Origin of the sequence: Enterocloster sp. HCN-30185, assembly GCF_037890305.1 — a bacterium.
Taxonomy (GTDB): Bacteria; Bacillota; Clostridia; order Lachnospirales; family Lachnospiraceae; genus Enterocloster.
This window is the reverse complement of the sequence record NZ_JBBKBT010000018.1, coordinates 36516-53445: the sequence shown is the minus strand read 5'-3', so window position 1 is coordinate 53445 and position 16930 is coordinate 36516. Positions and strand designations below refer to the sequence as shown.

The 16930-nt window shown below is 45.3% G+C and carries 13 protein-coding genes; 11 read left to right on the top strand and 2 right to left on the bottom strand.

Annotation, left to right across the window (positions count from 1 at the left end; all coding sequences use genetic code 11):
- The 3 genes from WKT10_RS14590 to WKT10_RS14580 all read left to right on the top strand — a co-directional run.
- Positions 1 to 384 (top strand): hypothetical protein (locus WKT10_RS14590; protein ID WP_340277932.1); only part of this gene is annotated, 384 nt, incomplete at its 5' end.
- A 222-nt stretch (positions 385 to 606) separates the two neighbouring features.
- Positions 607 to 1185, top strand: coding sequence for a 5-formyltetrahydrofolate cyclo-ligase (locus tag WKT10_RS14585; protein ID WP_340277931.1), 579 nt, complete (start codon positions 607 to 609; stop codon positions 1183 to 1185).
- Positions 1186 to 1285: 100 nt separating this feature from the next.
- The gene (locus tag WKT10_RS14580) at positions 1286 to 2536 is read left to right on the top strand and encodes a peptidoglycan-binding protein (RefSeq protein ID WP_296035124.1); all 1251 of its coding nucleotides are present in this window, start codon (positions 1286 to 1288) and stop codon (positions 2534 to 2536) included.
- 15 nt (positions 2537 to 2551) lie between these two features.
- Here WKT10_RS14580 and WKT10_RS14575 read toward each other — a convergent pair whose 3' ends face one another.
- Positions 2552 to 4099, bottom strand: a complete 1548-nt coding sequence (locus WKT10_RS14575) for a helix-turn-helix domain-containing protein (protein ID WP_296035127.1) — start codon at positions 4097 to 4099, stop codon at positions 2552 to 2554.
- 216 nt (positions 4100 to 4315) lie between these two features.
- Between WKT10_RS14575 and WKT10_RS14570 the strand changes: the two genes are divergently transcribed.
- From WKT10_RS14570 to carB, 8 genes are all read left to right on the top strand, one after another.
- The gene (locus WKT10_RS14570) at positions 4316 to 5890 is read left to right on the top strand and encodes a PTS transporter subunit EIIC (protein WP_296035129.1); all 1575 of its coding nucleotides are present in this window, start codon (positions 4316 to 4318) and stop codon (positions 5888 to 5890) included.
- 12 nt (positions 5891 to 5902) lie between these two features.
- A complete protein-coding gene (locus WKT10_RS14565) occupies positions 5903 to 7294 on the top strand; it encodes a class-II fumarase/aspartase family protein (RefSeq protein ID WP_340277930.1) in 1392 nt (463 codons plus the stop codon).
- Complete coding sequence (locus tag WKT10_RS14560) at positions 7291 to 8613, top strand: family 4 glycosyl hydrolase (protein ID WP_340277929.1); 1323 nt, start codon at positions 7291 to 7293, stop codon at positions 8611 to 8613. The genes WKT10_RS14565 and WKT10_RS14560 overlap by 4 nt, the downstream gene beginning before the upstream one ends.
- Positions 8614 to 8628: 15 nt before the next feature.
- On the top strand, positions 8629 to 9816 hold the full coding sequence (gene nagA / locus WKT10_RS14555; protein WP_296035136.1) for an N-acetylglucosamine-6-phosphate deacetylase: 1188 nt from the start codon (positions 8629 to 8631) through the stop codon (positions 9814 to 9816).
- Positions 9813 to 10595 (top strand): HAD family hydrolase, encoded by a 783-nt coding sequence (locus WKT10_RS14550; RefSeq protein ID WP_296035139.1) that lies wholly within the window; start codon positions 9813 to 9815, stop codon positions 10593 to 10595. Before nagA ends, WKT10_RS14550 begins: the two co-directional genes overlap by 4 nt.
- A 110-nt stretch (positions 10596 to 10705) precedes the next feature.
- The gene (locus tag WKT10_RS14545; RefSeq protein WP_337433710.1) at positions 10706 to 11176 is read left to right on the top strand and encodes a PTS sugar transporter subunit IIA; all 471 of its coding nucleotides are present in this window, start codon (positions 10706 to 10708) and stop codon (positions 11174 to 11176) included.
- A 256-nt stretch (positions 11177 to 11432) separates the two neighbouring features.
- Positions 11433 to 12506: a carbamoyl phosphate synthase small subunit gene (locus WKT10_RS14540; protein WP_066546429.1), complete on the top strand. Its 1074-nt coding sequence runs from the start codon at positions 11433 to 11435 to the stop codon at positions 12504 to 12506.
- On the top strand, positions 12506 to 15724 hold the full coding sequence (gene carB, locus WKT10_RS14535; protein WP_337433711.1) for a carbamoyl-phosphate synthase large subunit: 3219 nt from the start codon (positions 12506 to 12508) through the stop codon (positions 15722 to 15724). Before WKT10_RS14540 ends, carB begins: the two co-directional genes overlap by 1 nt.
- A gap of 133 nt (positions 15725 to 15857) precedes the next feature.
- Here carB and arcC read toward each other — a convergent pair whose 3' ends face one another.
- Positions 15858 to 16790, bottom strand: a complete 933-nt coding sequence (arcC, locus tag WKT10_RS14530; RefSeq protein ID WP_337433712.1) for a carbamate kinase — start codon at positions 16788 to 16790, stop codon at positions 15858 to 15860.
- Positions 16791 to 16930: the final 140 nt, after the last annotated feature.

The following is a 16930-nucleotide window of genomic DNA, read 5'->3' as shown; positions in this document are numbered from 1 at the left end:
CAGGATAAATATAAAGAAGTTAAACAACTTCCAGAAACAAGAATGGTTTTTGATTATATTGATTTATCAAAGAAAGCGATCCTCATAAGGTTCGTTCCAGAAGATGAACAGTCAGCTGCAAATTTAAAAAATTTTAGAGATGAGGTTTCTGATAAATTAGGTGTGCGTTTTCCGGATCATGACAGCTATGGATTTCATATCAGTATTGCATATCAGTTGTGGGAAATGACACAGGATGAGAAAGAGAATATTCAAATAGTCTGCGAAACATTATCACAGGAAATGAAAAATAATAAAGCTTCTTTTACTCTCCGACAGCCGGAAATGACATATTTTTATAATATGTATAAATTTCATTCTACTCGGATTTTAAGAGAGGATTGATTCCATGCAGGAGCTTCGGGAACTGACATATGCCAGCATGAGTGCTAGGATTTTGCTTCGATCATTATAGGATTTCTGTATTTCTCACATTAAAGAGTATTCAAAAGTATGAGCATGCAGAGCTGATTCAAAAACTGTCGAATACAGATGGGATTCAATATATAGGGGAAGTTTGATATTGGTGGTATAATGGTTCAATAAAGTATAAAGGAGACTTAGCCAATGGAACTTCAGAAAATAAATATCCAAAAGCAGCTTCTGCGCAGGCAGATAAAGGAGAAAATCGTCTACCTTGATCCGGCTTACTGTCATCAGGCAGATAAACAGATCCGACAGTGGATTTTAAACTGGAAATATTTTCAAAAGGCAGAAACGATATTCTGCTTTGTGGGAACTGCCGGGGAGATTCATACCAAACCGCTGATTCAGGCTGCTTTGGATCAGGGAAAGCGGGTGGCTGTGCCAAAATGCATTTCAAAGGGGATCATGGAGGCACGGCAGATCCGTTCTCTTGGCGAATTGTATCCCGGAAGCTATGGCATTGAGGAGCCGGAGAAAGCTGCCGAGATCATAGAGCCGGAAGAAATTTCGCTGGCACTTGTTCCGTGTCTGACCTGCTCTGAGGACGGCCGGCGTCTGGGATATGGAGGCGGTTTTTACGATAGGTTTCTGCGATCCGTTCCTGGCCCTTGGGCCGTGCTTTGCAGAGGGCGTCTGATGGAGGCGGAAATCCCCTGGGAAGCCCATGATCTTTTAATGGATGTCGTCATCTGGGAAGAAGGAATCTTGGAGTTGAAATGAGGACAGGACAGAAAAAACAGAGCGGTTTTTCTTATTTGAAGTCATAATCAGGAAAAATTTGCTTATATTGTAAGTAAGCAAGGATTTTTTGAGGTTTCAAATGGTAAAAGCTCAGGAAACAAATTCCAGAGGTTTCTTACAGGTCAATGTAGTCAATATTCAGAACAACTTTCCAATTAAAAATGCAACTATAAGTATCAGCACAAAGGGAGAGCCGGATCGGGTGATGGAGGAAGTAAGCACCAATTCCTCCGGACAGACAGAACAGCTCTCCCTTCCTGCGCCTCCGGTGGAATACAGCCTGAATCCAGGAATCATCCAGCCCTATTCAGAGTACGATCTCATCGTCCGCGCAGAGGGATTTGAGCCTCTGGCGATTTCCGGCACAGAGATTTTAGCAGATTCCAATGCGATCCAGCCTGCGGCTATGACACCCTTGGCGCAGGAGCAGCCTCCCGAAGATCCGGTAGTGATTCCGGATCATACCCTTTACGGTAATTATCCGCCCAAGATTGCGGAGGATGAGGTCAAACCGGTCAATGAAAGCGGAGAAATCGTATTAAGCCGTGTGGTAATTCCCCAGACCATAGTGGTTCATGATGGCGTTCCCACTGACTCTACCGCTAAAAACTATTACGTTCCCTATCGGGACTATATTAAAAATGTAGCCTGCAGTGAAATTTACTCTACCTGGCCGGAAAGCTCCATTACCGCTAATGTACTGGCGATCATGTCCTTTACCTTAAACCGTGTGTACACTGAATGGTACAGAAATCAGGGCTATGATTTTACCATCACCTCATCTACAGCTTTTGACCATAAATGGATTTACGGCAGAAATATTTTCCAGAGCATTTCTCAGGTAGTGGATGAAATTTTTGACGCCTATCTGTCCCGTCCCGGCGTCCGTCAGCCGATTCTGACCCAGTACTGCGACGGAAGGCAGGTCAGCTGTGAAGGCTGGATGACGCAATGGGGATCCTGTGATCTGGGAAAGCAGGGCTACAGTCCTATAGAGATTTTACGGTATTTCTATGGAGACTCTATTTATATCAATACTGCCGAGCAGATTTCAGGCATTCCTGCCTCATGGCCCGGTTCTGATCTAAGCCAGGGAAGCTCCGGCTCCAAGGTGCGTCAGCTTCAGGAACAGCTGGACGCCATAGCCACTGTTTATACAGCGATTCCCAGAGTAGCGCCCGACGGCATCTACGGCCCGCGCACAGCGGCTGCGGTGCGGGAATTCCAGAGCATCTTCGGCCTTCCCCAGACAGGAGCGGTGGATTTTGCTACCTGGTACCGGATTTCCCATATCTATGTGGGGATTACAAGGATGGCGGAGCTTATATAGGGGCAGTGAGCCAGATCATACAAAATAATCTCCAAATCTGTTTTTCAGATAGGATACCATTTCCGCCTCTGTTTTTCCGGCCAGATCAAGAGCGAGAGAATTGGCGTTAAAACGATGTGTCTGGGCAGAAAATCCCAGCTTAAGCAGCCGGTCAATATCTTTGTTTTCCAGAAAAAAGTTCACCCTGATTACCGGAAGTTCCCGACTGTTGAGAATATTGAAAATTCGGGTAGAAAAGCAGAAAATACAGTCATATGACAGATCATTTAATCGGTGTATTTCGTTCAGGTTCAGGGTTTCTACCCACTGAAATGCAATGTATTCTCTTAACTGCTCCAGAAAAAAACTGATTCGTTCAAAGTTAATGCTGGTCATAATAATGATTCGCTTTCTTCTGCGGTCGGCAGTCCGGTTTTTTATAATATGTTTTTCCACCATAAGGGTCAGGGTGGACAAATGCTCATCCAGAAGGGAAAAATTATATGCAGCCTGAAAATATATTCCGTATCTGCGGATCTGTTCGTAGAGTACGGGAAATTTTCCGGCTGTATTTTCTACTGTTTTATCTACAAACGTACAATGAAAATAGTCCAGGGTGATTTCTCTGTAAAAATATTCGTAAAGTTCTGTCAGAAAATCCTCGCTGATGGAAAAAGGATGTGCCAATCCGTTTACAACATCTTCTGCAAAACGCTCTGTAATCTGCCAAAGGCGGGCATCAAAGGGAAGTGTGGGATTTTTTGAAAAGTTCTGCATACTTAAAGCTACATTATAGAGCTTATTTTCCATGGGTGAGTCTGTGAAATGGAGATCCAGAGGTTTAAAAGGCAGACGGCAGGAAAATGTTGTGTCCGGTTTTAAGGGACGGGTTTCCATGATACAGATAAAAAGCAGAAGGAATTTTTTAGATGGATAATTCAATGCCAGGTGGTTTTCTTCAAGAAAATGAGTCAGTTTTTCAGCGGCAGGGGAAAATCCTTTTTCCAGATATATCATAGCCGTTTCGAAACTTTGACGTTCAATGGGAGTATTGGCAAAACGGGCATGAACCCGGTTTTCCGGTGTGAATTCCAGCAATGGGTGGAGAATATCGATCACAAGAAAACAGAGCTGAAGCTCGTCTCCGGTTATGGTAAGTCCCTTTTTGTGGAGGGTTGTCAGAAACAGTCTGTATTTTTTCAGAAAAGATCGCAGCTGCCCTGTATCCTGTTTTTTTGTTGTCAGAGACAAGCCCCACTTTTCATACAGTTCCGAGGCATTTACGTAGCCGCAGAAGAAAATAGTGACAATCATAACCATAATTCGCTCACTGGATGAGCTGGCGTAGTCAGAGGGACTCATACTGCGGATGAGAGATACAAGCTCTTCGTAGCTTAAACGGCTGGAGCAGATTCCCTTTTCGATTTCAATGACTGGAGAGGGAAAGGAAAGGTTGATTTGTTCTACTGCCCGCCGGATTGAGGTTTCATTTTTTCCAAATTGAAGGGCAGCCTTGGCAAGGGGAATGGAGTGGCGCTTTTGTATAAAGCGAAGGAGTGTAAGATCATTGTAATTAAAGCCCATATAGATACCTCTTTTTATATACTGAATCAGATAAATATATTATAAAAATAAAGGTAACTAAATGCAAGAAATTTCTATACGTTTTCTGCCTTGAAGCTTCCGCATTCCTCTGGCATAATGGACACAGTTCACAAGCGCGCTATGGGTGAAAAAAGGCAGATGTAAGGCCTGCGTCTGTATTATGCAAATGAAATCACATCTATGGAGGAGAACGGTATGAACAAGAAAAATTCAAGCTGGAAAGAGGGAATACAGACCTTTGGACGTTCCCTGCTTCTTCCGATTGCTCTGCTGGCACCGATCGGTATGGTAATGGGTATCTGCAGTGCTATGGGACAGTCGTATATGATCGATAAATTTCCTTTTTTGGGAAATGAAATCGTAAGGCTTATTTTTTCCAGTCTTCAGTCAATTACCAGTATTATTTTTAACAATATTCCACTTTTGTTTGCTATGGGTGTAGCTCAGGGAATGGCAAAACAGGAAAAGGGAATTGCAGTATTTGCATCTACGGTTGGATATCTGGCATTAAACATAGTAATGAATGTTTATTTAAAAGCCACAGGAACTCTGGCAGATCCTGCAGTTGCTGCTCAGGTGGGACAGGGTACTGTACTTGGAATTCAGACATTAAAGATTGAGGCTCTGGGAGGCCTGATTGCCGGTCTTGTAGCGGCAAAAGTGGCAGACCGTTTTTACCGTCTGGAACTTCCTCTGGCATTTGCCTTTTTTGGAGGAAAGAAATCCATTCCGATTATTACGTTTGTATGTATGATCCCTATTGGTCTGGTTCTTCCTGTAATCTGGAATGCACTGACAAATTTTTTAATCAGTATTTCATTTATTTTTACAGCACCTTATATCGGAAGCTCTGTTTATTATACTTTAAACCGTGCGCTGATTCCTTTTGGCCTTCATCATGTTCTGGCTTCTCTGGTACGTTTTACAGAGGCAGGCGGTACCTATATGCTTAATGGACAGGAATATGTTGGTATTTTAAATGCAACCAATGAGATTCTGTTCAACCTGGGTCCTACAAGCGAATACTGGACACAGCTGATGCCAAAGCTCACCAGCTATCTGGGTGGTGCACAGATGCTTACAACTCTGTTCCGTGTTCCGGCGATCGGACTGGCTATGTACCATACATCCTATCTGAAGAACCGCAAGATTGCGAAGGGCGTAATCCTGACCTGCTGCCTGACAGCATTTCTTGGAAATATTACAGAACCGCTTGAGTTTTCCTTCCTGTTTATTTCACCGGCGTTGTTTATCCTTTATTGCGTAATGTGTGGAATCGGACTTCTTCCATATCAGTTATTAAAGATCAGTATTGGTTACATCCGCGGAACTATTTTTGACTTTGGTATTTTTGGTCTTCTGTATGAGAATACACACTGGATTGGTCTGGTTGTTTTAGGAATTTTTAACTTTATTGTATTTTATTTTGTATTTAAATGGTTTATCTTAAAGTTTGAACTGGAAACACCGGGAAGAGAGTCCTTTGAGGTAGAGGAGTCAGCAAGCATTCTCTTAAAAGAAAAGAACTGGCCGGCTATTGCTGAGATTGTAATCGATGGTCTGGGCGGAAAAGAAAATATTTTAAATGTGGAAAACTGTATTTCACGTCTGAGAGTCGACCTTTCTGATCCCAAGAAGGTAGATCAGGTGAAATTAAAGGATTCCGGCTGTGCGGGAATTTTCTTCCCGTCAGAGAAGCACATCCATGTTGTTTTTGGACCTCATGTGGAATTTGTGCGCCATGCAGTGGATGATAAGTTAAAACAATAAGGGGTGGAGACCATGAGAGCTTTATATGATTCAAAAAGTAAGCTGGATGACAGGGGAATTAAGAAGCTTTTGAGTGAGGAAAATAAATACCGTACATGGCTGAAGATTGAGCAGGCTCTGGCATATTCACAGGCAGAAGAGGGCTTTATTCCGAAAGCAGCAGCAGAGGATATAGGAAGTGTAGCTTTTGCAGATCTGGATATGGAAGAAATGAGCCGGATTAAAGAAAAGGTGGGACATGGATTTGTGCCCTTTGTAAAAGTGCTTGTAAGGGCCTGCAGGGGAGAAGGAAAAAAATATGTTCATTACGGTGTGACTACTCAGAATATTCAGCAGACCTCCCAACTGTATACAGCAAAGGAAGTGACAGAGATCTATAAAAGCTTTCTGGCAGATATATTAGAGCACCTGGCAGCTCTTGCCAGGGAAAATGCCCATACGGTTATGGCGGGAAGAACCCATGGAAAACATGCTATTCCTATTACATATGGTTATAAAGTATCTGTCTGGATCAGTGAGCTATTAACCCATCTGGAGCGCTTTGAAGAAGCAGAGAAGCGGATCTTTACGGTGATGATGGGAGGAGCTGTAGGAGGCTTCAATGCCACAGGACTTGTGGGAAGAAGAGTTCAGGAGCAGGTAGCCGAACGGTTAAACATGTCTTCCATGGAGGTTCCCAGTCGTAATATGAGTCAGATGAAGGTTGAATATCTGATGAATCTGTGTCTTCTGTGCAATACATTTCACAAGATGGCAGAGGAAGTGTATTATACGGGAATTGAAGAATTTTCTGAGGTGTGCGAAGGTTTTACGCCTGGAACGATTGGGAGTTCCACCATGCCTCAGAAGATCAATCCCAAGCTGGCAAAGGGAATCATAGCGAATTCCCAGAAGCTGTATTCTCTTCCGGCAACGGGACTTTATTCGGCTGTGCGGATGTTTGAGGGTGACAGCAGTTCCTATATGCTTTTTGATGGTCTTATGGAAGAAGCGATGGAGCTTACTGCTGAGGTACTGATCCGTGCTGAGGAGCTTACAAGAACTTTGAATGTCAATAAGGAGCGAATGCTTGAAAATGCCAATATTAATCATGGACTGGATAACAGCGAGTATGTGATGATGAAGGCAGCAGAACGTCTCGGGAAAGATAAAGCTCATGAACTTCTTTATGATAAGGCTATGAAGGCAGAACTGGAAAACAAGGACTATTTTACTGTTTTGACAGAAGATGAAACACTTTCATCCATGTTTACAAAAGAGGAATTAAAGCAGTTGATTGACCCGGCCAGCTATACAGGCTTGTGCAGTGTTCTGGCTGTGGAAATGGCAGATAAAGCTGAAAAGGCAGCTGCAATCATAAAAGAAGAGCATAAAAATCAGGACTCTTGGGAGGAATTGAAATGAGAGAATCACATATTATTACCATTGCAGGAGCAGGGAGCGGACGTGTACCGGCGCTGGTAGGTACTTTGGTACAGTATAAGGAACGATTTCCATTAAAGAAGATTATTTTTTATGATATAGATGAAGAACGTATGGGAAAGATGGAAGCTTATGACCGTCTGGTGTTAAAATGCTACTACCCGGAGTGTGAGGTAGTATTTACCACAGATGAAGATGAAGCTTACAGGGAAACAGATTTTGTGTTCTGTCAGATGCGTGTAGGAAAAACCCGGATGCGCTCCTATGATGAAAAGCTTCCGCTTAAGTATGGTCTGGTAGGTCAGGAAACCTGTGGGCCGGGCGGATTTGCCTATGGTATGCGGTCTCTTGGAGCCATGAAGAAAATGGTGGAAAAGGTTCGTTCCTATTCAAAAGACACATGGATTTTAAATTATACGAATCCCGCTGCCATTGTAGCTTTGGGACTGGATCAGATGTTCCCGGACGATAAGCGGATTTTAAACCTTTGTGATCAGCCATTTTCCATGATGAAGAGCTTTGCGAAGATTCTGGGCGTTCCGCAGGAGAGTCTGAGGGCCAGATATTTCGGTCTGAATCATTTCGGCTGGTTTACAGAATTAAAAGATACGGAGGGGAAGGATCATTTTGAAGAGCTTCGTACCTATTTAAGAGATCATGATTTTAAACCTTTTAATGCGGAGCAGCGTTCCAAATCGTGGCTGGATACTTATATGCGTGTAAACCAGTATATGAAATATTTTGACGAGTATATACCAACCACCTATATGCAGTATTATATGTTCCCTCAGGAGATTGCTGCTGAAAGTGATCCAAATTATACAAGAGCAGATGAGGCCCGGGATTCCAGAGAAAAGCAGGTATTTGATGCGTGCGCTCTGGCAGAGGGACGGGAAAATATGGATGGAATAGAGATGCTGACCAACAGTGTATTTGGAAACCTGATGGTAGAGGTGGCAGAGTCCATTGCATACGATCTTAATAGAGAATTTATTGTTCTTGTACGAAATGAAGAAATTATTCCGAATTTTGAAAAAAATGCTATTATTGAAGTGGCAGGAACCATTGGAAAGGATGGAGCCAAGGGTTATCCTTATGGAGAGATTCCTCTGTTTTACAAGGGATTGATGGAAGGGCAGTATGCTTATGAGCAGCTGACCGTGGATGCATTCAGGGAAAAGAACTATGAGAAGGCTTTGATGGCTCTCACAGTCAATCGTACGGTGGTAGATCCCGGTAAGGCAAAGGCTGTTTTGGATGACCTGATGGAGGTTAACCGAGAATACTGGTATCTTCAGTAACAGGAGGAAAGACAGATGGTTCTGTATTCAAAACACATTATTTTGGAAAGTGAAGAATTTGATGGTTTTTTAGAGCTGGAGCATGGGAAGATTCAGGGAATCCATAAAAGCTGGGAAGGTTCTTATGAAGATTACAGTAACTGTGTGATTCTTCCGGGATTTATTGATATCCATGTTCATGGCTGGGCTACCGGTTCTTTCTGGTATGAAAAAACAGAGGAGTCGTTGCGGAAAATGTGCCATACTCTTCCATTCTCAGGAGTTACATCTTATCTTGGAACAACGGGAGCGGACAGTGTTGAGGAGATTAAGAGATGTATTCATGCAGCAGATCAGGTATATGAGGAAAATGAAGAGGGGGCAGAACTTCTTGGCGTTCATCTGGAGGGACCGTTTATTAATCCCAAGTACAGAGGAATGCAGAAAGAGGAATGCTGTCTGAATCCGGATATACAGGTAATGAAAGAACTGTATAATACATTTCGTCATAAAGAACTCTGCCGACACATGACTCTGGCAGTTGAACTGCCCGGAGCCAGGGAGGTTTTGGAATTTTGCCGGGAACACAGAATACAGACAGCTATTGGCCATAGTGCAGCTACATTTCAGGAAATCAGGGATATAAAAGATGTGGGAATCGGCGGTTTTACACATACGTTCAGCGGAATGAAAGGCTTTCATCACAGAGAGCTGGGAGTAGCGGGTGCTGCGCTGTATTTCGATGACATGTTCTGTGAATTTGCAAAACAGACAGGTTTGACAGTATCCCATGAGGCCTTTGATATTGCTTTTCGTATTAAGGGAAGTGAGCGTATTATACTGACAACAGACTGTACAGGACTGGCACAGACCCAGACTGAATTTGAGCATTATGTGAGAAAGCTGCGTTTTGTGAAGGATGGAAATAAGGTTCGTATCGAACATTTTGACGGACGAACGGAATGGCTTGATCCGGAGGACTACAGTGCAGTGAAAAATGTGGAAATGGGTTATGCTGAGTCTGTGAAAAACATGGCTGCCCATACAAAAGCAGACTGGTTTGATATTATGCGGATGACAAGTTTAAATCCAGCTAGATATATCCATGTAGATGATAGAAAAGGAAAAATTGCTCCCGGAATGGATGCGGATCTTACTATTATGGATCAGGATAAAAATCTGATCTGCGTGTACTGCAGAGGAAGGGAGATCCGGGAAGCATGAAATGTGCGGTAAGTGATTTTGACCGGACTCTCTATGTGAACGGAGCAGTCAGTGAAAGAAATATAGAGGCTGTAAAGCAATGGCAGAGGAAGGGAAATCTGTTTTTTATCGCGACAGGAAGAAATCTGGCATCTATTAAAGAGCAATTGGGATTTTTTGATCTGGAACCGGATGGGCTGATTCTGAATAATGGAGCAGCTATTATGGATAAAGAGGGGAAGCTTCTGCTGTGCCGTATCATAGAGAAAAAAACAGCTCTTAAAATACTCAGGTTTCTTCATGAATTAAATGAGGATGGAAGCGGCGTTTCCATGACAGATAAAAAAATCAATGTACTGTCTTCTTCTGGAACAACGACTCAGAAAGCCTGTGATGGAGTATGCAGGATTGATCAGATTGAAGGCCTTGAATCAATTCTCCAGATTCATCGGCGGAATAAAGATGAAGCATATATCCGGAGGCTTTGCAAGGTAATTAATGAGAGATTTGACCAGGTAAGTGCATTTGCGAATGTATGGAATGCAGATATTGTAGCAAAGGGAGTGGATAAGGCAGCTGCAGTGCACTGGATTTTAAACCGCAGACCGGATATTGATGAAGTTCGGGTAATGGGAGACAGTGCCAACGATGCAGGAATGATACGTGAATTTCACGGTGCAGCGCCGGTATGGGCTTCCGCAGAAGTGCGTCAGACGGCAGCAGGAGTACTTAATGATGCAGCAGAGCTGCTTGAAGATTCATGTCCATCAGCAGTATGTTTTGAGTTTAGGAAAAATTAACTACCCATTCCTCCCAAAATGAGTTATACTGTTAAGGAACGAATAAAGGGAAATGATTCCTGCAGGGTGCGCTGCATCCGTTGGAGCAGGAGATCAGGAAAGGGAGCAATATGGGATTTTTATTTGGAAAAAAGAAATCGGAGTTTGTATCACCGGCAGGAGGAACACTGATGGATATCACAGCAGTGGCAGATCCGGCATTTTCTTCCAAGATGATGGGAGACGGCTTTGCCATTGATCTGACAGAGGGCGAGGTAGTTGCACCCTTTGACGCAGAGGTAACGGCAGCTTTTCCAACCGGTCATGCATATGGCCTCAGAAGAAAGGACGGGGTAGAGTGCCTGATCCATATCGGTATGGATACAGTAGAGTTAAACGGCGAGGGCTTTGACGTAAAGGTAGAGCAGGGCGCCAAGGTAAAGCAGGGCCAGACTCTGGTAGTGGTAGATTTAGAGGCAGTAAAGGCAAAGGGCAAATCTCTGGTGACTCCGGTGATCTTCCCAAGCGGAGCCGCATTTACTATGAACAAAAAGGATGGAATCGTTGCAAAGGCTGAGGAGAATATTCTGAAATTTTCATAAGAAATCCAAAACAGGGCAGAGACGTTAAAACAGTGCGTTCTGCCCTGTTTTTCTGCCTTGATCTGTACAAGCAAGTTTCATGCCAAAAAAGATTAGATTACCACAAAAAAATTTAGGATTCCAAGCCATTGAAAAATAAAATGAAATAAAGTATAATCTTTACAATTTGGGCTGACGCAGAAATACGGTCCCTGGAGATGCTTAACACATTTCCAATCCCCAACAAACACACATAAGAAAGGACAGGTACCCCCATATGAAAGCATACCTTATATTGGAAGACGGCACTGTGTTCACCGGCACCAGCATTGGAGCAGAGCGTGAAGTGATCAGTGAGATCGTGTTCAACACTTCTATGACCGGTTATCTGGAAGTGCTCACTGACCCGTCTTACGCAGGCCAGGCAGTAGTTATGACCTATCCACTTATTGGAAACTACGGAATCTGCCGTGAAGACATGGAATCAGAGAGAGCATGGCCGGACGCTTACATTGTCCGGGAATTATCCAGGATCCCAAGTAACTTCCGCAGCGAAGACACCATTCAGAATTTCTTAAAGGAGCAGGATATCCCAGGTATCAGCGGCATTGATACAAGAGCACTTACAAAGCTTTTGAGAGAAAAAGGAACCATGAACGGCATGATCACGACTAAAGAGTATACAGACCACTCTGAGGTTTTAAAGCGGATCAGAAATTACTCCGTAGAAGGTGTTGTTTTAAAGACTACCACAAAGGAAAAATACGTTCTTCCCGGAACCGGAAAAAAAGTGGCTCTCATGGATTTTGGAGCAAAGAAAAATATTGCCCGTTCCTTAAATGAGAGAGGCTGTGAGGTAACGGTTTACCCGGCGGACACACCGGCAGAGGAGGTGCTGGCAGCAAACCCGGATGGCATCATGCTTTCCAACGGCCCCGGCGATCCAAAGGAAAATACGGCTATTATTAAGGAAGTAAAGAAACTTTATGACTCCAATGTGCCGATTTTTGCCATCTGTCTGGGACATCAGCTCATGGCCCTTGCAAACGGCATGGACACCTATAAGTTAAAATACGGCCACAGAGGCGGAAACCATCCGGTGAAGGATTTGGAGACAGGACGAGTTTACATTTCTTCCCAGAATCACGGCTATGCGGTTGATAATGCAACTATTTCCCCTGAAATCGCAGAACCTGCATTTATCAATGTCAATGACGGAACAAACGAAGGCTTAAAATACACAGGAAAGAACATTTTCACCGTGCAGTACCATCCGGAGGCCTGCCCAGGCCCCCTGGATTCCGGATACCTGTTCGACCGTTTCCTGAAAATGATGGAGGTAAATGACTGATGCCAAAGAATCCTGAGATCAAAAAAGTTCTGGTGCTGGGCTCCGGCCCTATCGTAATCGGCCAGGCGGCTGAATTTGACTACGCAGGCACACAGGCCTGCCGCTCTTTAAAAGAAGAGGGCATTGAGGTTGTGCTCTTAAACTCCAATCCCGCGACTATTATGACAGATAAGGATATTGCAGATCGGGTATATATTGAACCCCTGACTGTAGAGGTGGTAGAGCAGTTAATCTTAAAGGAGCAGCCGGACAGTATTCTTCCTACTCTGGGTGGCCAGGCAGGCTTAAATCTTGCCATGGAGCTGGAAGACGCAGGCTTCCTTAGAGAGCACAATGTGCGCCTGATCGGAACTACAGCCCTGACCATCAAAAAGGCCGAGGACCGTGAGATGTTTAAGGAAACCATGGAAAAGATCGGTGAGCCGGTGGCTCCTTCTGATATCGTGGAGGATGTAAAGACAGGTCTTGAGATCGCAGCAAAGATCGGCTATCCGGTAGTGCTTCGTCCGGCTTATACCCTGGGCGGATCCGGCGGCGGTATTGCCCACAATCCGGAGCAATGTGCGGAAATCCTTGAAAACGGCCTCCGCCTTTCCCGCGTGGGACAGGTGCTGGTAGAGCGCTGCATCGCAGGCTGGAAGGAAATCGAGTATGAGGTTATGCGCGACGGAGCCGGAAATGTGATTACTGTCTGCAACATGGAAAACATTGACCCGGTAGGCGTACACACCGGAGACAGTATCGTTGTGGCTCCTTCCCAGACACTGGGAGATAAGGAGTACCAGATGCTTCGTACCTCTGCTTTAAACATCATCAGCGAGCTGGGGATCACCGGCGGCTGTAATGTACAGTATGCCTTAAATCCCGACAGCTTTGAATACTGCGTCATCGAGGTAAATCCCCGTGTGAGCCGTTCTTCTGCCCTGGCTTCCAAGGCGACCGGATATCCCATCGCAAAGGTGGCTGCAAAGATAGCTCTGGGTTATACTCTGGATGAGATCAAAAATGCCGTTACAAAGAAAACCTACGCAAGCTTTGAACCTATGCTGGACTACTGCGTAGTAAAGATGCCGAGACTTCCATTTGATAAGTTTATCAGCGCTAAGCGTGCTCTGGGAACCCAGATGAAGGCAACGGGCGAGGTTATGAGTATCTGCACCAACTTTGAGGGCGCCCTGATGAAGGCCATCCGCTCCCTGGAGCAGCATGTAGACTGCCTTCTGTCCTATGATTTTACAGAGCTTTCCTATACGGAGCTGGTAAATGACCTCTATAAAGTGGATGATATGCGGATCTGGCGAATTGCCGAGGCGCTGCGCCGTGGCTTCCCATACGGCCTGATCCATGAGATCACCCGCATTGACTTCTGGTTTATTGACAAGCTGGCGATCCTGGTAGAGATGGAGAAGGAGCTTCAGGCAGTAGGAGAAAGAAAGAAGGAGCTGACTCCTGAGCTGCTTGCTGAGGCAAAGCGCATTGAGTATCCTGACAATGTGATTGCCAGACTAACAAAGATGGAGCAGAGCGCTGTCAAGAAGCTGCGCTATGACAATAATATCCGTGCTGCCTATAAGATGGTAGATACCTGTGCCGCAGAGTTTGCCGCAGAAACTCCATACTACTATTCCTGCTTTGGAAGCTTCAATGAGGCAGAGAGAACAGAGGGCAGAAAAAAGGTTCTCGTTTTAGGCTCCGGTCCCATCCGTATCGGACAGGGAATCGAGTTCGACTTCTGTTCCGTACACAGCACCTGGGCGTTCAGCAAAGAAGGCTATGAGACCATCATTATCAACAATAACCCTGAAACCGTAAGTACGGACTTTGATATTGCGGATAAGCTGTATTTTGAGCCTCTGACACCGGAAGATGTGGAGAGCATTGTTGATATCGAAAAGCCAGACGGAGCAGTGGTTCAGTTTGGCGGACAGACAGCCATCAAGCTCACAGAAGCCCTGATGAAAATGGGCGTTCCGATCCTTGGAACAGCGGCTGAGGATGTAGACGCGGCTGAGGATAGAGAACGCTTTGACGCCATCCTGGAGCAGTGCGGTATCCCGAGACCTGCTGGCCATACGGTATTTACTGCCGAGGAGGCAAAAGAGGCTGCTCATAAGCTGGGGTATCCAGTTCTGGTCCGTCCCTCCTATGTGCTTGGCGGACAGGGAATGCAGATTGCCATCAATGATGAGGATATTGATGAATTTATCGGCATCATCAACCAGATTGCTCAGGAGCATCCGATCCTGGTAGACAAATATATCATGGGTAAGGAGATTGAGGTAGACGCTATCTGTGACGGTACAGACATCCTGATCCCCGGCATCATGCAGCATATCGAGCGTACCGGTATCCATTCCGGCGACAGTATCTCTGTTTACCCGGCACAGGATATTACAGAGAAAAATGTGGAAACCATTGTGGACTACACAGCCAAGCTGGCAAGAGCCCTTCATGTAAAGGGAATGATCAATATCCAGTTTATTGTAGACGGCGAGGATGTATATATCATCGAGGTAAATCCACGTTCCTCCCGTACGGTGCCTTATATCAGTAAGGTAACAGGTATCCCCATTGTTCCTCTGGCAACCCAGATCATCTGCGGACATACCATTAGAGAACTGGGCTATACGCCGGGCCTGCAGCCTGCAGCTGATTATATCGCCATCAAGATGCCTGTATTCTCCTTTGAGAAGATCCGGGGCGCAGATATCAGCCTGGGACCTGAGATGAAGTCCACCGGAGAGTGCCTCGGTATTGCAAAGACCTTTAACGAGGCTCTGTATAAGGCATTTGAGGGTGCAGGAATCCGCCTGCCTAAGTATAAGAAGATGATCATGACTATCCGTGAGAGCGAGCAGGAAGAGGCTGTAGAGATTGCACGCCGCTTTATTGCAGTGGGATATCAGATTTTCGCTACCAGAGGCACCGCCCGCACCTTAAATGCCCACGGAGTAAAGGCATATGAGATCCGCAAGCTGGAGCAGGAATCTCCGAACATCCTGGATCTTGTACTGGGCCATCAGATCGACCTGATCGTGGATATCCCGGCTCAGGGAGCAGAGCGCAGCCATGACGGCTTTATCATCCGCCGCAATGCCATTGAGACAGGCGTAAATGTCCTGACTGCCCTGGATACGGCAAGAGCACTTGTGACCAGTCTGGAGAACCGGGCCAAGGATCTGACACTGATTGATATTGCAACAGTGAAGAACGCTTAAAATTTTCAAAGGATGCTGCAGAAACAGAACATATAAGTTTTGTTTTGCAGCATCCTTTTGTTGTATGGTAAAATTCTAAAGCAGAAAATAAAGGGAGCCCTATGGGCTCCCTCAGAATTGACAGTATATCCAGTTATCCGTTTATAGTCGTTCCTGCCTCGCCCTTCAAAGCCTCTTCGGCCTTGTCAAGAGAGGTGATAATTGCCTTGCGTCCCTTTCCGCACTCTAAAAAGTCTACGGATGCGGAGATTTTTGGAAGCATGGAGGCAAATTCAAACTGTCCCTGGCTGATGTAATCCTTCGCCTGGTCGATGGTCATGTTTTTGATGGGCTCTTCATGGTCTGTACCGTAATTTAAGGTAACATTGTCCACGCTGGTAAGGATCATCATTACATCGGCATCGGTTTCCTTTGCCAGAAGGCCTGTTGCCAGATCTTTTTCAATGATCGCGCTGGCACCCCGGAGATTGTACCCCTGTTCCATAACCGGAATACCGCCGCCGCCGCAGGCGATGACAATCTGATCAGCATCTAAAAGAGCCTTGATGGCGTCGATCTCTACAATGGCTACAGGATGGGGAGATGCCACGATACGGCGGAAGCCTCCTTCCACCTCCTTCACATGATTTCCCTTTGCCTCTTCCTCATCTGCCTCTTCACGGTTCATCACTCTTCCGATCACCTTTACAGGAGTATAGAAGGCTTCATCATAAGGATCTACCGTTACCTGAGTTAAAACAGTGCTTACAGGCTTATAGATGCCCCGGCGGATCAGCTCGGCGCGGATGCCGTTCTGCAGATCATAGCCGATATAGCCCTGGCTCATGGCGGAGCAGACAGACATGGGGGCAGAACTGTAGCCGTCATGCTGGCGTCCGAACTCGTTCATCGCAGTGTGGATCATGCCGACCTGCGGGGCGTTGCTGTGCACGATAGCGACCTGCCAGCCCTCCTGGATAAAGTCGGCGATCACCTTTGCAGTGCGCTGTACTGCTTCCTTCTGTTCCGGAAGATTAGTTCCCATATCCTTGTGGCCAATAGCCATTACAATGCGTTTTTTTGCCATATTCAGTCCCTCTCTTTGTATGCGGTGTTGTTATATCTATTTTAATTTATTATCTCTGAAAATGCAACGAAAAAAGATACTGGAAAAAGAAATGCACCCGTGATATACTGGCATCATGCAGCAAAATACAGACATACTGA

Coding starts and splice junctions, on each gene's coding strand:
- WKT10_RS14585 (WP_340277931.1), top strand. CDS start 607: ATGGAACTTCAGAAAATAAATATCCAAAAGCAGCTTCTGCGCAGGCAG.
- WKT10_RS14580 (WP_296035124.1), top strand. CDS start 1,286: ATGGTAAAAGCTCAGGAAACAAATTCCAGAGGTTTCTTACAGGTCAAT.
- WKT10_RS14575 (WP_296035127.1), bottom strand. CDS start 4,099: ATGGGCTTTAATTACAATGATCTTACACTCCTTCGCTTTATACAAAAG.
- WKT10_RS14570 (WP_296035129.1), top strand. CDS start 4,316: ATGAACAAGAAAAATTCAAGCTGGAAAGAGGGAATACAGACCTTTGGA.
- WKT10_RS14565 (WP_340277930.1), top strand. CDS start 5,903: ATGAGAGCTTTATATGATTCAAAAAGTAAGCTGGATGACAGGGGAATT.
- WKT10_RS14560 (WP_340277929.1), top strand. CDS start 7,291: ATGAGAGAATCACATATTATTACCATTGCAGGAGCAGGGAGCGGACGT.
- nagA (WP_296035136.1), top strand. CDS start 8,629: ATGGTTCTGTATTCAAAACACATTATTTTGGAAAGTGAAGAATTTGAT.
- WKT10_RS14550 (WP_296035139.1), top strand. CDS start 9,813: ATGAAATGTGCGGTAAGTGATTTTGACCGGACTCTCTATGTGAACGGA.
- WKT10_RS14545 (WP_337433710.1), top strand. CDS start 10,706: ATGGGATTTTTATTTGGAAAAAAGAAATCGGAGTTTGTATCACCGGCA.
- WKT10_RS14540 (WP_066546429.1), top strand. CDS start 11,433: ATGAAAGCATACCTTATATTGGAAGACGGCACTGTGTTCACCGGCACC.
- carB (WP_337433711.1), top strand. CDS start 12,506: ATGCCAAAGAATCCTGAGATCAAAAAAGTTCTGGTGCTGGGCTCCGGC.
- arcC (WP_337433712.1), bottom strand. CDS start 16,790: ATGGCAAAAAAACGCATTGTAATGGCTATTGGCCACAAGGATATGGGA.